The sequence below is a fragment of the Skermanella mucosa genome, assembly GCF_016765655.2.
In the GTDB taxonomy this organism is placed as follows: domain Bacteria; phylum Pseudomonadota; class Alphaproteobacteria; order Azospirillales; family Azospirillaceae; genus Skermanella; species Skermanella mucosa.
Genome location: NZ_CP086106.1, coordinates 3,023,949 through 3,041,884, shown reverse-complemented (window position 1 = coordinate 3,041,884; position 17,936 = coordinate 3,023,949). Strand labels below are relative to the sequence as shown.

The following is a 17,936-nucleotide window of genomic DNA, read 5'->3' as shown; positions in this document are numbered from 1 at the left end:
TCACGGCTGGGCGAGGCTGCCGAGGCAGCGGCCGAGGCTCTTCAGGTCCGACATGAACCCCTCGGCAAAGCCGGACAGGGACGCGTCGCGCGCCGCCCGGCCGCCGGCCCCCTCGGCGCAGACGTCGCGGGGCGCGGCCGGCTGCTGGGCGACCTGCCGGCGCGGGGCCGGTTCGGGAGGTGGCGGCGGCGGCGTCAGCCGGACGGGGGGCGCCACGACGGGGCGCGCATCCGCGGGAGCCGGAGCGGCGGATGCACCGGGCCGTTCCGGCGCCTTCGGCTGGGTCGCCGCGCTCCGGGGCTGCGCCGGCTGCTGCGGACGCTGGGCGGCCGGCTGATCCCATTCGGGCGGGAGTTCGGTCGCGGCAGGCTGCGGCGCGGGCTCGGCCGGCAGGATTCCGGGAGCCGCCTGCGGGAAAGACGGCGTCGGCGGCGGGGACGGCAAGCCGGCCGTCAGCGCCGACCGCCCGTCGCCGTCCAGCAGATCGGCCGTGGAACGGGGCGCCTCCGGCCACAGGGCGTTGGTCACGAAACCGGCGCCGAACGCCAGGAGGACCAGGAATCCCGCGACCGCCCATCGAAGCCCCCGACGATCGGGCGGCGGCGGATCGGGTTCAAGCATGTGCAGGGGAATGGGCCGGAACGCGGGTCGGGCGGGAGCCCCGCCGACCGGCGGCCGCGGCTCCGCTGCCGGTGCCGGGCGGGCAGGTGCGGGATTCGGATAAATGCCGGGAGCGGGCTCCGGCGAGGGTTCGGGCGCAGCCTGCCCGATGCTCCATCGCGCGCTTGCCACCTGCCGGGCGGCGCCGGCCAGGGCAGGCCGGTCGAAAAGCTGGTCCAGTGCCGGGCTTCCGGCCAGCAGGACCTGCATGTAGAGGCCGTCGTCGGTATCGCTTCCGGACAGCTCGAACAGGTCGGTCACGGTGCCGACGTCGAGCAGGTGCGCGTCCAGGACGACCAGCAGGCCCGATCCGGCGGCTTCCAGCCCGCGTTCCAGCGCCAGCGCCAACTGTTCCAGGTCGTGGGACTCTCCGGCGCCCAGGTCGGACGATACCTGCATGAGCAGATCTTCGACGGTGGCGCCGCGATGGGCGGTCGCCACCAGCCCCAGGCCGCAGGACGAGTTCATGTGGCCGGCCAGGCGGCGGCCCAGCGCCCTGCCGGCATCCGCACCGGCATCGGACACGACCATCACCCGCCGGCCCGCCATCACGGCCATCAGCACGGCGTTGAACACCGCATCCCGTTGCATCAGCGGATCGGGTGCGGGTTCCTGAGGCGGGGCGATGCCATGGGGTATGATTCGTATGCCGCTCGTCATCGGTCGCCCGCCAGGGAGCGCTTCGGGTCGTGGGCTGGTCATCCGGGGTTATTAGCCCAACCGTCGGTCCGAACGGAATGACAAGGCCGTATTAACCCCTTCGTTAGGATTATCGGACGCCGGGAGACGGCAGGTTGAGCCGGTCCCGGGCCTCGGCGACGGAGCGGTCGCCCCTCAGGTCGAAGACCTGGAGGATCAGGTCGCTGACGTCGCGCTCCTCGGTGTCGGCGCACTCGGCGAAGACGCGGGCCAGCACCTCGATCTGGAAATCGCGGCGGCGGCTGGCCAGCGTCGCCCGGGGCCAGCGCCGCGCGACGCCCAGGGCGATGCGGAAGGGTTCCATCAGCCAGGCCTTCATGCCGGCCTGGTCGAAGGCGGCGCGGAGGCCCGCCGGGCGCTCGTCCATCACCATGACCGCCGCGGCTTCGCGGGTGACGCCGCAGCGGACGGCCATCCCGGTGATGAAGGCCTCCAGGTCGCCGGCGCACAGCATGCGGAACAGCAGGTCGGTGGTCAGCTGGCGCTGCCAGTGCATCTGCTCCAGGAAGCCCCGCAGATGCGCGCCGTCGGCCAGCATGGGACGGATCATCATCATCATGGCGGCTTCCCGGCCGCGGGTGATGCAGCGTTCGAGCACCATGTCCGGGATCTTGTGGCGCTTGGCGAGGTCGCGCATGACCGCAGCCGAAACCCGGCCCAGCAGCTTCCAGGCGACGGGCGCCGGCAGCATCGGATGCTGGGCGACCATCGTCGCCACCGACTGGTGGTCGCCGTGCCGGTCCACGATGCGGCCGAACCCGTCCGGCGCGATCTCGGCGCCCGAATTGGCCAGCAGGCAGGACACGACCGCCACGTCGCCGGCGTCGATCAGGGCATCTGAGACCACGGTGGACAGGCGGGGCCGTCCGGCGATCGCCTCCATCTTGCGCTGGTCGCCCTTGCCGATCAGGGTTGTCAGGAAGGCGTCCTCGAAGCCGGCATGGTGGCTCAGCACGGGGGCCGCCACCTCCGCCACGTCCTCGGCCAGATGGATCGCGAGGGATTCCGGCAGACGGTCGTTGTTCCGGAACTGCCAGGCGACGGCTTGGCGGACCGCGATCTCGGCATCCTGCGCGAAACGCATCAGGATGTCGGCGGCCATGTCGGCGGCCGACCCGGAAAGCCCGCCCTGGCGGATCTGTTCCGCGACCTTGCCGGCCGTATCGATCCGATTGGCGACCGAGGGCTGATCCATCAGACGCGCGACATCGGCCAGCGACAGGTTGGTGGGCGGCGTGGAGGGCATGGCTGAGTGCACGGTCGGTCCTTCGTCTGCTACTTTGGCGTCGGACCTTAAGGGTGACGATCCAAAGTTGACGAAGGATTGCCTGCGAGACCGGAAGCTGTGACAAAATTAGGTCAGGAGCTGCGTGCCCGCGGCGTAGGTCGGCCTTCGGCCGAGGCCGACCTACGTCAGCAGGTCGAGGAACATCCGGGCCGATGTGATGCCCAGGAACAGGGCGAAGACGGCGCGGAGCGCGCGGGTCGCGATGGCGTGGGCCATCCTGGCGCCCCAGGGAGCCGCGAACATGGTGGCGGGGGCGAGGATCGCGAAGGCGACGAGGTTGACGTTGCCGAGCGAGAAGGGCGGCAGTTCGTCGTTGCCCCAGCCGCCGATGATGGCACCGATGGTGCCTGGGAAGGCGATGATCAGGCCGATCGCGGAGGCGGTGCCGACGGCGCGGCGGATCGGATAGCTGCACAGCACCAGCGTCGGCACGGTCAGGGTGCCGCCGCCGATCCCCATCATGGTGGAGATCAGGCCGATCAGGGTGCCGATGCCGAAGCGGGGAATGCCCCCGGGCAGGTGGTCGGACAGCCGCAGGCTCTCCGGCGCGAACGCCATGTGGAGGGCGACCGCGGCGGCCGTGACGGCGAACACCGCGATCAGCACCTCGCCTTCGACCAGCCCGATGAGGACGGCACCGATCACCACGCCGAACGCGATGGCGGGTCCCCAGCTCTTCAGCAGGGCCACGTCGACGGCGTCCTTCTTCAGGTGAGCGCGCATCGACATGATCGAGGTCGGGATGATGGTGGAGAGCGACGTGCCGACCGCGAGCTGCATCGCCACGTCGCTGTCGATGTCGAGCAGGTCGAGCAGGTGGTAGAGCACGGGAACGATGACGATACCGCCGCCGACGCCCAGCAGGCCGGCGAGAATCCCGCCGAACAGTCCGACGCCCAGCAGGACGGCCGCCATGACGGCGAGTTGGGTAATCTCCGGGGTCACTTCGAGTCCATTACGGTGGGGCCTTCCTTGAAAAGGCTCCCTCCTCCCCGGAAGGAGGGAGCCCCCTGTCTTAACGCCCGATCGCGTAGGCCTGCATCAGGCGCGGCGTCGCCGCCGCCTTGATGATGCCATGCTCCCGGGATGCAGCGCACAGACGGCCGATCGACCATTCCGGCATTACTTCGACGTTATGCCCGCGCCGCAGCAATTCCTCAATGGTCGAGGCGGGCAGGTTCGCCTCCACCGAAAGGCTGCCCGGACGGCTGGCGCGCGGATAGAACGAGCCGGGGAAATGGTCGGTGTGGAACAGCGGCTGGTCGATCGTCTCCTGCAGGTTCAGGCCGTAATGGACATGGCGCAGGAAGAAGATCGGCTGCCACTGGTCCTGCTGGTCGCCGCCCGGGGTACCGAACGCCATGTAGGGCTTGCCGTCGCGCAGCGCCATGGACGGGGTCAGCGTCGTACGCGGGCGCTTGCCCGGCGCCAGGCTGGACGGCAGGCCTTCCTCCAGCCAGAACATCTGCGCCCGGCTGGTCAGGGCGAAGCCCAGCTCCGGGATGATCGGGGAGCTTTGCAGCCAGCCGCCGCTGGGCGTCGCGGAGACCATGTTGCCCCAGCGGTCGATCACGTCGATATGGCAGGTGTCGCCGCGCCGCTCGCCGCGCTGCTCGGACAGGTGCGCCATGGTCGGCTCGCCGGCCCCGGCGCCGCTGTCGCTTCCCGCATGGCCCGCGACGCCGGGAACCGCCCGGTCGGCCTGCCCCTCGAAGCCGGGGATGCGGCCCGGCCGCAGCTCCAGCGACGCCGTGTCGCCGACCAGCTTGCGGCGCTCGTCGTTGTAGGCGTCGGACAGCAGGGTCTCGACCGGCACCTCGACGAAGTCGGGATCGCCGTAATAGGCCTCCCGGTCGGCGAAGGCGAGCTTCATGCACTCGATCACGGTATGGATGAAGTCGGGGCCGTTCGGGTCCATGCTGTCGAGGTCGAAGCCCTTCAGCAACGCGATCTGCTGGAGGAAGACGGGACCCTGGCCCCAGGGGCCGGTCTTGCAGACGGTGTAGTTGCGGTAGTCGTAGGTCAGCGGGTCCTCGTAGGTCGCCTTCCAGCCGGCCATGTCCTGCCCGCTCAGCAGCCCGCGGTGGCGGCGGCCGGAGACGTCCATGACCTCGTTGGTCCGGCAGAAGCCGTCGATCGCCTCGGCCACGAAGCCGCGGTAGAACTGGTCGCGGGCGGCCTGGATGCGGGACTCGCGGGTCGGCCCCTGGGCCTCGCGCACCAGCCGCTTGTACGTGGCGGCCAGGCGCTCGTTGCGGAACAGGGCGCCCGGCTTCGGCACCTCGCCGTTCGGCAGCCAGGTCGCGGCGGAGGTCGGCCAGTCCTCCCGGAACATGGCGCTGACCGTGTCGATCGACTGGGAGACGCGGGCCAGCATGGGATGGCCGGTCTCGGCGTAGTAGATCGCCGGCTCCAGCACGTCGGCCAGCTCCATGGTGCCGTGGTCGCGCAGCATGGTGAGCCAGGCGTCGAACGCGCCGGGGACCACGGCGGCGAGCAGGCCGGTGCCGGGGATCAGCGACAGGCCCTGGTCGCGATAGGCCTGGATCGTCGCGGCGCCCGGCGCGGTGCCTTGGCCGCAGATCACTCGGACCCGGTCCTCCGACGCGTTGTAGATCAGGATCGGCACCTCGCCGGCCGGCCCGTTCAGGTGCGGCTCGACGATCTGGAGGACGAAGCCGGTAGCCACGGCGGCGTCGAAGGCGTTGCCGCCCTTCTCCAGCACCGCCATGCCGGCGGCTGAGGCCAGCCAGTGGGTCGAGGTGACGGCGCCGAAGGTGCCGAGGATTTCCGGACGGGTGGTGAACATTATGAGCGATTCCCTTTGGTTTTCTTCGTTCAGCGGCTGTCGCGCGGGTCGAGGGCGTCGCGCAGCCCGTCACCCAGGATGTTGAAGCCGAACACCACCACGAAGATCGCGATGCCCGGCCAGATCGCCATCCAGGGCGCCTGGGTGATGAAGTTCTTGGCGGTGTTGAGCATGCTGCCCCAGCTCGGGTCGGGCGGCTGCTGGCCGAGGCCGAGGAAGGACAGGCTGGCCTCCGCGATGATCGCGGTGGCGATGGTCAGGGTGGACTGGACCAGCAGCGGCGGGAAGATGTTGGGCAGGATGTAGCGGCGGATGATCCGCAGGTCGGAGCAGCCGACCGCGCGGGCGCCCTGGACATAGTCCTCGGTCTTGACCGACAGCACCTGTCCGCGCGCGAGCCTGGCGAAGATCGGGGCGGCGGAGATGCCGATCGCGATCATGGCGTTGGTCAGGCTGGGGCCGAGGAAGGCCGCCAGCGCGATCGCCAGGATCAGGAACGGGCAGGCCAGCACCGCCTCCGTCACCCGGGAGATCACGGCGTCCAGCCAGCCGCCGTAGTAGCCGGAGACGACGCCCAGCGGCACGCCGATCGCGAGGGCGATGACGACCGAGATGATGCCGGCGGACAGCGAGGCCCGGCTGCCGTGGATCAGCCTGGACATGACGTCCCGGCCGACATCGTCGGTGCCCATCCAGTGGGCGGCGCTGGGCGGCTTTCGGACGGTCAGCCAGCTCGACACGTTGGGTTCGTAGGGGGCGATCAGCGGGGCCGCGATCGCCATCAGGACGAACAGCAGCACGATGACGCCGCCGGCCAGCGCCGTCCGGTTGCGGCCCAGCTTCCGCCAGACGCGCGACCGGTACCAGGCGGCGGGGGGTGCGGTCGCGACCGCGTTGGTGATGCTCATGGCGGTGCCCTCCCTCAGGCGCGAAGCCGCGGGTTCAGCAGGAAATACAGCATGTCGGCCAGCAGGTTCATCAGGATGAAGGCGGTGCCGGTGAACAGGACGACGCCCTGCACGACCGCGTAGTCGCGGTTGAACACGGCGTCCACGATCAGCTTGCCGAAGCCGGGGATGGTGAAGATCTGCTCGGTCAGTACGGCGCCCGACAGCAGTTCGCCGAGCTGGAGCGTGCCCAGGGTGACGACCGGGATCAGCGCGTTGCGGAGCGCGTGGCGAAGCACCACGACCCGCTCCGACAGCCCCTTGGCGCGGGCGGTGCGGACATAGTCGGCGCGGAGCGACGAGAGCATCGCGCTGCGGGTGTGCCGCATCATGATCGCGGCGATGCCGGTGCCCAGCACGAAGGCCGGCATGATCATGGTCTGGATGTTGCGGATCGGGTCTTCCAGCGGGTTGGCGTAGCCGGATGCCGGCAGCAGGCCCCACTGCACCGATACCAGCATGATCAGCATGATGCCGAGCCAGAAATTGGGGATCGAGATACCGGACAGGGCCACCACGTTGGCCCCGACATCCCAGCCGGAGCCCTTGCGGACGGCGGACACGATGCCGGCCGGGATGCCGATCGCCAGCGCTATGATCATCGCCATGACGGCGAGCTGGATGGTGACCGGCAGCTTGCTCAGGATCAGCTCGGTCACCGGCATGCGGCTGCGGATCGATTCACCCATGTCGCCGGACAGCACGCCGGTCAGCCAGTACCAGTACTGGACCGGCACGGGGTCGTTCAGGTGGTACCGCTCGCGGATCGCCTCCAGCACCTCCGGGCTGCGCTCCTCCCCGGCGATGGCGAGCGCCGGGTCGCCGGGCAGGAGGAGTTGGAGCGAGAAGACGAGCATGGAGATCAGCAGCAGGGTCGGGATGCTGACGGCGAGACGCCGCGCCATGTAAGCCAGCAAGGGACGTTCCTTTGCGTATCCTCGCCCTCGCCCCCGAAAAGGGCGAGGGGACAGGGTCCAGGGGTGTCTCGGGGTCCGGGAGCGTCGCGGATTACTTCTTGAGCGAGACGCCTTCCAGGCGGATCATGCCGTCGGGGTGGGGCTTGAAGCCTTCCAGGCCGGCCGTCATCGCCCAGAACCAGTTCTGGTGGTACATGTAAATCCGCTGCCGGTCGGCCAGGTAGAGTTCCGCCGCCTTGGCGTACTCGGCCTTGCGCGCCGCGGTGTCGGTCGTGGTCCGCGCGGCGTTCAGGTGTTCGTCGACCTGGGGGTTGCAGTACTTGCCGTCGTTCAGTCCGCCCTTGCACGAGATGAAGGTGTGGATGTTGCCGTCGGGGTCGGCCCGGCCGCTCCAGCCGATCAGGAACGCCTCGAAATCGCCGCGGGTCTGCCGGTCCAGGCCGGTCGCGAACTCGGTCGCGTTGACCGACACGTCGAACCCGGCCTCGCCCGCCAGCGCCTGGATCACTTCGGCGACGCGCAGGCTGTCCGGGGCGTTGGGGGTCATCAGCTCGACCTTCACCCGGCCGTGGCCGGCTTCCTCAAGCAGCTTCTTGGCCCGCTCCAGGTCGCGCTCCGGCACCGGCACGCCCTTGGCGTAGAACGGGTTGGTGGGAGCCACCGGCTGGTTGCCGACGGTGTGCTCGCCCTCGAACCCGACCTGGTTGATGATGGTGCGGTCGATCGCCAGCTCGAACGCCTCGCGCACCTTGGGATCCTTGCCGAGCGGCTGGTCGGCGCGGGGGCCGTTGCCGACGTTCAGCGTGATGCCCTGGTAGCCCAGGCTGGTCGCCTGCTCCAGCTTGAGGGAGCTGTCGCCGCGGACCGTCGGCAGGTCGGCCGGCGCCGTCCGCTCGATGATGTCGAGGCCGCCGGACTGGAGGTTCGCCAGCCGGACCGTGGTGTCGGGGATCGGCAGGTAGCTCACCTGCGCCAGCGGATAGGCGTCGGCGTTCCAGTATTCCGGGAACTTCTCCAGCACGATCCGGTCCTGGGCGACCCGCTCGACGAACTTGTAGGGGCCGGAGCATACGGGGGTGCGGCTGAAGTTATCGCCGGCCTCGCGGGCCGCCTTGGGCGAGATCATCATGCCGGCGCGGTCCGACAGGGCCGCCAGAAGCGGGGCGAACGGCTGAGACAGGTTGAGGCGCACGGTGTAGGGATCGACCACGTCGACCGAGGTCACCGCGGCGATCTCGCTCCGCCGGGTCGAGCCCGGGAGGGTGAGCGAGCGCTCGATGTTGAACTTCACCGCCTCGGCGTTGAACGGCTCGCCGTCGTGGAAGGTCGCGCCCTGGCGCAGCTTCAGGGTCAGCGCCTTGTTGTCGGGCGACCACGACCATTCGGTCGCGAGCTGAGGCACGAATTCCAGGTCGGGACCCAGGTCCACCAGCTTGTCGCACAGGCTGGTGAAGACGATGCGGCCGACGAAGGACCGGGCGAGGTCCGGGTCGAGCAGGTCGGGGTCCTCCTGGAGGCCGACGCGCAGGGTCTGCGCGCCCGCTGCGGATGCGGTCAGGGCGATGAAGCCCGCGGCCAGCAGGCCGGTTTGCCAGTTCTTCATGGTCATCTGTCTCGAAGCTCCCTGTTCTTGCTTGTTACGCCGGCGCCTTACGGTGTCGGCGCGTCTTCCTGGAGCGCCCTGCGCTCCATGTAGAGGGCGCGGCGCGTGGCATAGGCCGCGCTGATCGGACGGGCCTCGGCGGTGCCGGGGCGGGGCAGGGCATCGATCTCCCGCCAGTAATGGCAGGCGACGCCGTGATCGTCGTCGTTCATGCCCATCACCGGCTCCTCGGTCCGGCAGCGCTCCCGGACGTAGGGGCAGCGGGTGTGGAACCGGCAGCCGCTCGGGGGATTGAGAGGGCTTGGCACGTCGCCCTCCAGCAACTGCCGCTCCGGGCGGGCGCCGGGATCGGGCAGCGGCACCGCCGACATCAGCGCCCGCGTGTAGGGATGGCGGGGCGAGGAGAAAAGGGCCTTGGTGTCCGCCAGCTCGACCATCTTGCCCAGGTATATCACCCCGACCCGGTCGGACATGTGCCGGACCACGGCAAGGTCGTGGGAGATGATCACCAGCGTCAGGCCCAGTCGCCGCTTCAGGTCCTCCAGAAGGTTGATCACCTGCGCCTGGACCGAAACGTCCAGGGCGGAGACCGGCTCGTCACCGATCACCAGTTCGGGGCCGGCGGCCAGGGCGCGGGCGATGCCGATGCGCTGGCGCTGGCCTCCGCTGAACTCATGCGGGTAGCGGTCGGCGTGTCGGGCGGTCAGCCCGACCAGTTCCAGCAACTCGACCATGCGCTCGCGCTGCTCCCGGCGGGTGCCGAGCTTGTGGACCTGCATCGGCTCGGTCAGGATCTCCGCCACGGTCATGCGCGGATTGAGCGAGGCGAAGGGGTCCTGGAAGATCATCTGCATGCGGGCGCGGAGCGGGCGCATGCTGCGTTCGGGTATGGTCGCGATGTCCTGGCCGTGGAAGCGGACGGTGCCTCCGGTCGGGTCGATCAGGCGCAGGATCAGTCGGGCCAGGGTGGACTTGCCGCAGCCGCTCTCGCCGACGATCGCCAGGGTCTCGCCCTTGCGGACGGTGAAGCTGACGCCGTCCACCGCCTTGACGGAGCGGCCGCTTCCGGGCAGCAGCGACTTGGAGGTCGCGAAGTGTTTGGTCAGGTTCTCGATTTCGAGAATGGTGTCGTCGGGTGCCGTCTTCATGGCGGTCTCCCTTGTCAAGTCTCCAGCGGCTCAGGCGGCGCGCTCTTCCAGCGGCGCCCTCCAGCAGGCGACGGCGTGGCCGGCGGACAGGTCGGCCAGCGGCGGCTCCTCGGTCCTGCACTTCTCCACGGCGAAGGGGCATCGGGTGGAGAAGCGGCAGCCCTGCGGCATGTCGGCCGGGGCCGGGACCGAGCCGAGGATGGTCGGCAGGCGCCCGATGTCGGCGTCGAGACGGGGGATCGAGCTGAGCAGGCCCAGGGTGTAGGGGTGCTGCGGATCGGCGAACAGGTCGGCCACGGACGCCTGCTCGACGATCCGGCCGGCATACATCACGGCCACGTCGTCGCCGACTTCCGCCACCACGCCCAGGTCGTGGGTGATCAGGAGGACCGCGGTGCCCGTCTCGTCCTGGAGGGTGCGGATCAGGTCCAGGATCTGCGCCTGGATCGTCACGTCGAGCGCCGTGGTCGGTTCGTCCGCGATCAGCAGGCGGGGATCGTTGGCGAGCGCCATGGCGATCATGACCCGCTGCCGCATGCCGCCCGAGAGCTGGTGCGGATAGTCCTTCATCCGCTGCTCGGCCGCGGGGATGCGCACCCGCTTCAGCATCTCCACCGCGTGCCTTTCGGCCTCCGCCCGACCGACGGGACGATGGCGCCGGATGCCCTCGACGATCTGATCCCCGATGGTGAAGACCGGATTGAGCGAGGTCATCGGCTCCTGGAAGATCATCGCCATCCGGTCGCCGCGCCGCTCGTTGAGTTCATTGCGATTCAGCTTGAGCAGGTCCGTGCCGTCCAGCAGGATCTCGCCCCGGCCGACGATGGCGGTCGGCGCCAGGAGGCCCATGAGCGACAGGGCGGTCACGCTCTTGCCGCAGCCGGACTCGCCGACCAGGCACAGGGTGCGTCCGCTGCGCACCGTGAAGGACACGCCGTCCAGCACGTTGAAGCTGCCGTCGTCGGTACGGAACCCCACCTGGAGGTCGCGAACCTCGGCGACCGGCGTTCCTGCGGCCGGCACGTGGGGCGCCGGCGTATCGGTCAGCATGGATTCGGCTCCTTGAAGAGCCATCAGCCCTCCTCCCCGGCCAAGCCGGTTTCCAGAACGGTGTTGATGTGATGGGTGATCGCGGTCACCGCGGTCTCGGGATCGCGGGTCCGCAGCGCCTCGACCACGTCCCAATGGCGCCGCGCCGAGATCAGCAGCGGGCGGGTGCGGCCCGGTTCGGCCAGCGTCAGCCGGTGCAGGTGGAGCAGGCAGCGGCTGAGGATCGCGTCGAGCGCCGGCATGCCGGCCCGCGCGAAGATCGCCAGGTGGAACTCGCAGTCCAGTTCGGTCAGGGCATACTCGTCGCCGGCTTCCGCAACCCGTTCCATCTCGTCGACCACCCTGGACAGCCGGGCCAGAAGGCTGTCGTCGGCGAGCAGCGCCGCGCGGCGGATGCCCTGGGTCTCCAGATGGAGGCGGAGGAACTGCATCTCCCGCGCCTCGGTGGGGCCGGTGACGGAGACCGTCGTTCCCCGGTAGCCGCTGCGGACCACGAGGCCGTCCTCCTGCAGGCGCATCAGCGCTTCGCGGACGGTGCCCTGGCTGCACCCGTATTCCCGGGCGACCGTGATCTCCAGCATCGTCTCGCCGGGCTTCAGCGCGCCCTTGACGATCTGGCGGCGCAGGTCGTCGTAGAGCACGCTGCCCTTGCGCGCCTTGCTGAACTGAACCGCTCCCGCTTCGCCGAGCCGCGCCATACCGCCCTCGCCAGTATCATTATCGATAACGATAGTACGCAGATGATGGAAACTTGCGCAAGACGTTTGTTAACGGAAATTTAATGCTCAATAGCGAGGCGTTCTGCCGATGTTTTGAACAGCGGCTTGCTTAGCGCGGCGGCATCGCGAGGACGGCGGAGCAGGCGGACGGTACCGGGGCAAGGGCCGGCTTCGCCGGAGCGGCCCTAGGCTTGGCCGGTGCCTTGGCCGGCGGAGTCAGCCGGGCCAGCCAATCGGCCAGTTCCGCGCCGCAGCCGTCGCCGTCCGGCGGCGCATCCTGGGAGATGCAGTCGGGCTGACCGGCAGGGCAGTTCAGCCTGACATGGAAATGGGCGTCATGTCCGTGCCACGGACGGACCAGGCGCAGCCAGGACCGATCGCTCCAGGGACGCTCGCACAGCGCCTGCTTGATGGCGGGATTGACGAAGATCCGGGCGACGCGGGGATCCATCGCCGCGAACCGGACCAGGTCGGCCTGCCGGGCGGTGAAGCGCCTGGGATCGACCCGTCTCGCCTTGAAGTCGACCATGCTGGGCAGGTCGAGGTCTTCGCGCCCGCTGCGGGGCAGGGGAGGCAGGTCGAGGCGGAACCAGATGTCGGCATCCAGTCCGATCTCGTGGCTGGCATGGCCGAACGCCATCGGCCCGCCGCGCGGCTGGGACATGTCGCCGATCAGCGCGATCCCCAGGCCGGCGCCCGCGACGCGGCGCCCCAGGTTCAGCAGGTAGTCGACGGTTTCCGGGTGGCCGAAATAGCGATTGCGCGACAGGCGGACGACCTGATGCCCCGGACCCTCGGGCGGCAGGGACCGCGCCCCGGCGATACATCCGTTCGTGTATGATCCGAAGATCCTGGGCGGACCGGGTGCTGGCGCCGCGACCTTGCCCCAATCTCCCGTTCTGCTTGGCTGGGCCCCAGCGGAAAGCCCCGTGCAGAGGGTCATTCCGACGGCAAGCAGGAAGGCCGGAAGCCTGGGCGTCATGGGTGGATCATCTTTAGGTTGGCTATGGCGTTCGGGAGTCTCCCCACGCGTCACCCAGCCGTGTAGCATCGTTTGGTTAATACACGGTTTCCCGAATCAACGAGGGCCGTAGTCGCAGGGGGAAGACAGATGCCGGACATAATGATCGATGTGCATGACCAGCGGATGCCGGCTTACCTGGCCGTGCCCGAGCGCGAGCGCGTCGGCGGGGTCGTGCTGATCCACGAGATCTTCGGGCTCAACAGGTCAATGCGGGAAACGGCCGACCGGTTCGCGAAGGCAGGGTTCCTGGCTGTCTGCCCCGATCTCACCTGGCGGCAGGGCAGCCTGCCGGAGCTGGAGCCGGGAACCGACCAGGCGCTGGAGGAAGGCCGGCGCCGGATGTCGGAAGTGAGCGACGATCAGATGCTGGACGATGTCAGGGCCGCGGTCCTCCACCTGCGGGAAATGGGGCCCTGCAACGAGCGCGTCGCGACCGTCGGCTACTGCATGGGCGGGCGCATCGCCTACCTGATGGCGTGCCGAGGCGACACGCAGGCCAACGTCGCCTTTTACGGCACAAGGATCGAGAAGCATCTCGGCGAGGCCGTGAAGCTGACCCGCCCGTTCATGATGCACCTGGGCGCGGAGGACCCCTTCATTCCGCCCGAAACGCGCAAGCGTTTGGTGGAACGCCTGTGTCCCGTTGCAGGGGTCGCCATTCACACTTATCCTGGTGTCGGACACGGCTTCGCCCGGAGCGGCACCACGGGAGCCGAGGCGGCGGCAGGCAAGCTGGCCGAGCAGCGCACCTTCGATTTCCTGAGCCTGTATCTGCGTTAGCAGGGCCGGAGCACTGGACGGACGGACCGGGCGCCTCAACATACTCGCAAACGGCTGCCGCCTGCTGGAGGCGGCATCCCGACTGGAGGCGGATCATGGAGAAAGCGACATTCGGTGCCGGCTGCTTCTGGGGCGTGGAGGCGGCGTTCCGCCACGTGGACGGCGTGACCGACACGTCGGTCGGGTATCTCGGCGGAACCCGGGAGAACCCGACCTATGACGATGTCTGCACCGACGAGACCGGCCATGCGGAGGTCGTCCAGGTCGAGTACGATCCGGCGCGGGTATCCTACGCGCAGCTTCTCGAAGTGTTCTGGCAGATCCATGATCCGACCACGCTCAACTGCCAGGGGCCGGATGTCGGTGCCCAGTACCGCTCGGCCATCTTCACCCATTCGCCGGAGCAGGAGGCGGAGGCCCGGGCATCGAAGGAGCGCGCCCAGGCCTCCGGCCGGTTCGTCCGGCCGATCGTGACCGAGATCACCCCGGCCTCCACCTTCTGGCGCGCGGAGGAGTATCACCAGCGCTATCTGGAACGCCGCGGCATGGCTTCGTGCCATATATGAGGGCTGGTCCGTGAGGTCGGGGCGGCGGCGGGGCGGGGTCATCCTGTTCAACAAGCCCTATGACGTCCTCTCGCAATTCACCGACCGAGAGCATGGCCGGGCGACCCTGGCCGACTACGTCAAGATCCCCGGGGTCTATGTCGCCGGCCGTCTCGACCGCGACAGCGAGGGGCTGCTGGTCCTGACCGACGACGGCGCCTTGAACGCCCGGATCGCCGACCCGCGCCACAAGCGGCCGAAGACCTATTGGGCGCAGGTCGAGGGTGTTCCGGACGAGTCGGCGCTGGAGTCGCTCCGGCGCGGCGTCACGCTCAAGGACGGCCCGACGCTGCCGGCCGGCGCTCGGCTGATCGACGAGCCGGCCGATCTCTGGCCGCGCGATCCGCCGATCCGGTACCGGGCCAGCATCCCGACATCCTGGATCGAACTGACGCTCCGCGAGGGGCGCAACCGGCAGGTCCGCCGGATGACGGCCGCGGTCGGGTTTCCGACGCTGCGCCTGATTCGGCGCGCCGTTGGGGACTGGACCGTCGAAGGGCTGGCACCCGGCGAATGGCGTGAGATTTCCGTCACCTCCAGACAGGGAAGCTGATAAAATCCGGGGCACTTCCACATCATCGGCGGCCGGGGTGCTTCCATGGCGATCGATCTTGCCCAGTTCAGGCTTCAGGGTGCCGTGAGCATGCCGCGCATCGGGGCCGCTCCCGTCATCGTCATCGGCCTGCTGTCCGCTTCGCTGTTCGGCCTGTTCTATCTGGCGGCCCTGAACAATCCCGGCATCGTCCGGCCGCCCAAGCCGGTCGCGGCGGCGCCGGTCCCGCAGGCCGTGGCGCCGGCGCGCGAGGCGGTTCCCGCGCCCAGCGCCCCCGCACCGGCGGCGGTGCAGGCGCCGGAACGGCCGCGGCCGGTGACCAGGGCGGAGCTGCGGGAAATCCAGACGCTGCTGAAGGCCGCCGGCTACGATCCGGGTCCGGCCGACGGCCTGATGGGACCGAAGACCCACGGGGCCATCGCGGCGTTCAGGCGCGACCACGCGATCGCCGCCGGAGCGGAACCGGACTCAGCCCTGCTGGAGGCTGTTCGCGCGGCACAGCGGTAGATCACTGTTGGAGGGTGCGCGTCCCGCGCACCTTGGGCGGCGGGACGCCGCCCCTCCGCATGAACCAGCGCGGTTTTCGTCCAGTTCGACCCAACCGGGACAGGTGGGCCGATGCATCACGGCGAGTAGAGCGGCAGGCCGCATGGAGAACGGGGTCAGCCCGGGCGGAACCCACGGCTGTACGGCACGATATTTGCTTTTTTCTCAAAAGGCTTGGTCTCGGACGAAAACGCTCCCTTTTCGTCATGCCCGGACTTGATCCGGGCATCGTATCGCAGGTCTCACCAGGGCTCCGTGGCCGGAGATGCCCGGATCAAGTCCGGGCATGACGACAAAAAGAAGACAAAGTATCCCAAGAATCATCTTTTGGTAGATAGGCAAGTATCGTGCCGGACAGCCGTGGGCGGAACCCGCTCTACCGATCCGCCCGGCGGGCCACCAGGTCAAGCCAATTGCGGGCCAGGTCGCGGGCGAAGGATGCCGCTTCGGGGAGGTGTTCTGCGAGACCGACCTCCATCTCGCGGGCGATCGAGTCGTAATCCTCGTCCGGGCCGGCTTCGGTCCGGAACATGGCGACCCAGTCGCGGACGATCTCCGGCGTGACTTCCGGGTGGAACTGGAGGCCGTACTGGGTCCCGCCCAGCCGGAAAGCCTGGTTGGCGCAGTCCGGTCCGGTCGCCAGCAGGACGGCGTCCTGCGGCAGGTCGAACGTGTCGTAGTGCCACTGCATGATGTGGCGGACGGGTCCCAGCGGACCCAGCAGGGGGTCGGCGGCTCCGGCATCCGTCCGGGTGACCGGGCAGAAGCCGCGTTCCACCTGACTGTGCTTGTAGACCCGTTCGCCATGCGCCCGGGCCAGCAGCTGCGCGCCCAGGCAGACGCCCAGCAGGGGCCGGTCCGCCTCGGCGAAGCGGCGCATCAGGTCCAGCAGTTCGGGCAGGTAGGGATTGGCTTGGTCGTCGCCCGCGAACTGCGGGCCGCCGAGCACCAGCGCGCCGTCGAAGCCGTCGATGCCGGCGGGCAGGGCTTCACCTTCGGGCGGAGTGACGGTGACGAGGTCGGCGCCGAAGTCGGAGAGATATTCGCCGAGCAGCCCGGCGGGCGCGCGCCGGCTGTTCTGGACCACGAGGATACGCACGATGGCAGGGCTTCACATCTTGTCGAGTGGAAAGACCGGACGGCGGACCCGCTCGAAATGGAGCCGGCCGTAGTCCGAGGTTGTCACCCCCTCGCCGGCGCATTCCACGATGTGCCGGGCGATGGGCTGGAAGCCGGCACGATAATGGATGCGCGACTTCAGCATGATGTATTTTTTCGCCGCGGGATCGATGCCGAGGCTGAGCAGGCAACCCAGGTCCCAGGGCTCGTGGTGGCGCTCGATCAGCACGATCTCGACCGTCCCGGTGTCGAGCACCACGGTACGGCCCATGCCGACGCGCACTCCCGTATACATCGGCCCCCGGATCGTGTACTCGCCGTCGGTAATGACGCGGACCGTGCCGGCGACGGTGAGCGGGCGCCCTTCCAGCCCGAGGGCGGGCATCGGCAGCTTGCCGCCGATGTCGAGCGTGACCCGGGCGCCGACCCCGGCCTCGATCAGCCGGGCGACCGAGGCCGGGTCGTGGATCGCGAAGGCGACGACGTCCTTCAGGCCCTGCCGCATGATCTCCGCCAGCACGGCGGTCACGTCCTGGGTGCCGCCGGAGCCGCAATTGTCGGAGTGGTCGAGCAGGAGCACCGGGCCGTCGGCGAGGTCGCGGGCGCGGCCCACCGACCTGTCAAGCGGCTCGGCGTGGTAGACGAACTCCTCCCGGCGGCGCCAGGCTTCGTCCAGGAGGCTGTCGCGGATCGCTTCGGCGCCGGCCCGGTCGCCTTCTGTCACGGTGACCACGCTGATCCCGGCGTCGCGGATGTCGGCATGGGGAAAGCCGCCGAACACGCTGACCGCCAGGGCGCCGTTCCGCTCCAGCCGCCGCGCCTCCTGCATGAGGTCGCGCATGGGGGCTTCATCGGTGCCCATGCGCATCACATGCGGCAGCATCGGCCGGTTGCCCCAGGCCATGGCGGGCCGGCAGGTCCCCTTCAGGGCGCCCAGCGTGATCCTGCCGACGCGGTCACCGGTCTCGTACATGTCGACGTGGGGATAGGTCTTGAACCCGGCGATGGCGGTCGCGTTGGAGACGATCTTTTCCGACAGGTTGCCGTGAAGGTCGAGGGCGACGCCGATCGGCACATGGGGGGCGGCGGCGCGGACGCGGGCCAGCAGTTCGCCCTCGCCGTCCTCGAAGCTGCGGGTCACCATGGCGCCGTGCAGGTCCAGCAGCACGCAGTCGCAGCCCCGGGCGACTTCCTCCAGGATCGAGTCGGTCAACCTTGCATAGGCGTCGTCGCTGACCGGGCCGCTGGGCCAGGCCTCCGCCGCGACCGGCGTCACGATGTCGGCCCCCTCGGCCTCGGCCAGGTCGATGAAGGCGCCCATCGGCGTGGCGGTCCCGCGGTAGGCGCGGAACGCGTCCGCCCCCCACGCCGGCCCGCCGTTGCCGAACCGCTCCAGCGGCGTGGGCACGGGAGAAAAGGTGTTCGTTTCGTGCTTCAGCAGCGCGATGACGACACGCATCGGCCTTCCT

General features: G+C 69.3%; 17 protein-coding genes. 4 read left to right on the top strand and 13 right to left on the bottom strand.

Translation table 11 applies throughout. From position 1 onward, the window contains the following. The 11 genes from JL100_RS13920 to mepA all read right to left on the bottom strand — a co-directional run bounded on the left by JL100_RS13920 (position 1) and on the right by mepA (position 12,822). Positions 1 to 1,251, bottom strand: coding sequence for a hypothetical protein (locus JL100_RS13920; protein WP_202680295.1), 1,251 nt, complete (start codon positions 1,249 to 1,251; stop codon positions 1 to 3). A gap of 178 nt (positions 1,252 to 1,429) precedes the next feature. Next, the gene (locus JL100_RS13915) at positions 1,430 to 2,617 is read right to left on the bottom strand and encodes a DUF2336 domain-containing protein (protein ID WP_202680294.1); all 1,188 of its coding nucleotides are present in this window, start codon (positions 2,615 to 2,617) and stop codon (positions 1,430 to 1,432) included. Positions 2,618 to 2,767: 150 nt separating this feature from the next. Further along, positions 2,768 to 3,592, bottom strand: coding sequence for a sulfite exporter TauE/SafE family protein (locus tag JL100_RS13910; protein WP_228421251.1), 825 nt, complete (start codon positions 3,590 to 3,592; stop codon positions 2,768 to 2,770). Positions 3,593 to 3,662: 70 nt separating this feature from the next. After that, positions 3,663 to 5,456, bottom strand: a complete 1,794-nt coding sequence (locus JL100_RS13905; RefSeq protein WP_202680293.1) for a gamma-glutamyltransferase family protein — start codon at positions 5,454 to 5,456, stop codon at positions 3,663 to 3,665. A gap of 29 nt (positions 5,457 to 5,485) precedes the next feature. Next, on the bottom strand, positions 5,486 to 6,364 hold the full coding sequence (locus JL100_RS13900; RefSeq protein ID WP_202680292.1) for an ABC transporter permease: 879 nt from the start codon (positions 6,362 to 6,364) through the stop codon (positions 5,486 to 5,488). A 14-nt stretch (positions 6,365 to 6,378) separates the two neighbouring features. Beyond that, positions 6,379 to 7,320 carry an ABC transporter permease gene (locus JL100_RS13895; protein WP_202680291.1) on the bottom strand — a complete coding sequence of 314 codons (942 nt, stop codon included), beginning with the start codon at positions 7,318 to 7,320 and terminating at the stop codon, positions 6,379 to 6,381. 91 nt (positions 7,321 to 7,411) lie between these two features. Then, positions 7,412 to 8,923, bottom strand: coding sequence for an ABC transporter substrate-binding protein (locus JL100_RS13890; protein ID WP_202680290.1), 1,512 nt, complete (start codon positions 8,921 to 8,923; stop codon positions 7,412 to 7,414). A gap of 47 nt (positions 8,924 to 8,970) precedes the next feature. Then, positions 8,971 to 10,071 (bottom strand): ABC transporter ATP-binding protein, encoded by a 1,101-nt coding sequence (locus JL100_RS13885; RefSeq protein ID WP_202680289.1) that lies wholly within the window; start codon positions 10,069 to 10,071, stop codon positions 8,971 to 8,973. A 30-nt stretch (positions 10,072 to 10,101) separates the two neighbouring features. Beyond that, positions 10,102 to 11,145 carry an ABC transporter ATP-binding protein gene (locus JL100_RS13880; RefSeq protein ID WP_228421249.1) on the bottom strand — a complete coding sequence of 348 codons (1,044 nt, stop codon included), beginning with the start codon at positions 11,143 to 11,145 and terminating at the stop codon, positions 10,102 to 10,104. Then, a complete protein-coding gene (locus JL100_RS13875) occupies positions 11,145 to 11,819 on the bottom strand; it encodes a GntR family transcriptional regulator (protein ID WP_202680288.1) in 675 nt (224 codons plus the stop codon). Before JL100_RS13875 ends, JL100_RS13880 begins: the two co-directional genes overlap by 1 nt. Before the next feature lie 130 nt (positions 11,820 to 11,949). Further along, positions 11,950 to 12,822 (bottom strand): penicillin-insensitive murein endopeptidase, encoded by an 873-nt coding sequence (mepA, locus tag JL100_RS13870; RefSeq protein ID WP_228421248.1) that lies wholly within the window; start codon positions 12,820 to 12,822, stop codon positions 11,950 to 11,952. A 129-nt stretch (positions 12,823 to 12,951) separates the two neighbouring features. Between mepA and JL100_RS13865 the strand changes: the two genes are divergently transcribed. The 4 genes from JL100_RS13865 to JL100_RS13850 all read left to right on the top strand — a co-directional run bounded on the left by JL100_RS13865 (position 12,952) and on the right by JL100_RS13850 (position 15,309). After that, a complete protein-coding gene (locus tag JL100_RS13865) occupies positions 12,952 to 13,644 on the top strand; it encodes a dienelactone hydrolase family protein (RefSeq protein ID WP_202680286.1) in 693 nt (230 codons plus the stop codon). A 95-nt stretch (positions 13,645 to 13,739) separates the two neighbouring features. Next, entirely contained in the window at positions 13,740 to 14,210 is a 471-nt protein-coding gene (gene msrA, locus JL100_RS13860; RefSeq protein WP_202680285.1) for a peptide-methionine (S)-S-oxide reductase MsrA, read from the top strand. A gap of 10 nt (positions 14,211 to 14,220) precedes the next feature. Beyond that, a complete protein-coding gene (locus JL100_RS13855; protein WP_202680284.1) occupies positions 14,221 to 14,802 on the top strand; it encodes an rRNA large subunit pseudouridine synthase E in 582 nt (193 codons plus the stop codon). Between the two features lie 45 nt (positions 14,803 to 14,847). Further along, the gene (locus JL100_RS13850; protein ID WP_202680283.1) at positions 14,848 to 15,309 is read left to right on the top strand and encodes a peptidoglycan-binding domain-containing protein; all 462 of its coding nucleotides are present in this window, start codon (positions 14,848 to 14,850) and stop codon (positions 15,307 to 15,309) included. A 415-nt stretch (positions 15,310 to 15,724) separates the two neighbouring features. On the opposite strand, the gene JL100_RS13845 is transcribed toward JL100_RS13850, so the two are convergent. Together JL100_RS13845 and JL100_RS13840 are read right to left on the bottom strand one after the other, a co-directional pair. Beyond that, positions 15,725 to 16,447 carry a type 1 glutamine amidotransferase gene (locus JL100_RS13845; protein ID WP_202680282.1) on the bottom strand — a complete coding sequence of 241 codons (723 nt, stop codon included), beginning with the start codon at positions 16,445 to 16,447 and terminating at the stop codon, positions 15,725 to 15,727. Between the two features lie 12 nt (positions 16,448 to 16,459). Beyond that, the gene (locus JL100_RS13840) at positions 16,460 to 17,926 is read right to left on the bottom strand and encodes a M81 family metallopeptidase (protein WP_202680281.1); all 1,467 of its coding nucleotides are present in this window, start codon (positions 17,924 to 17,926) and stop codon (positions 16,460 to 16,462) included. Between the last annotated feature and the right edge of the window lie 10 nt (positions 17,927 to 17,936).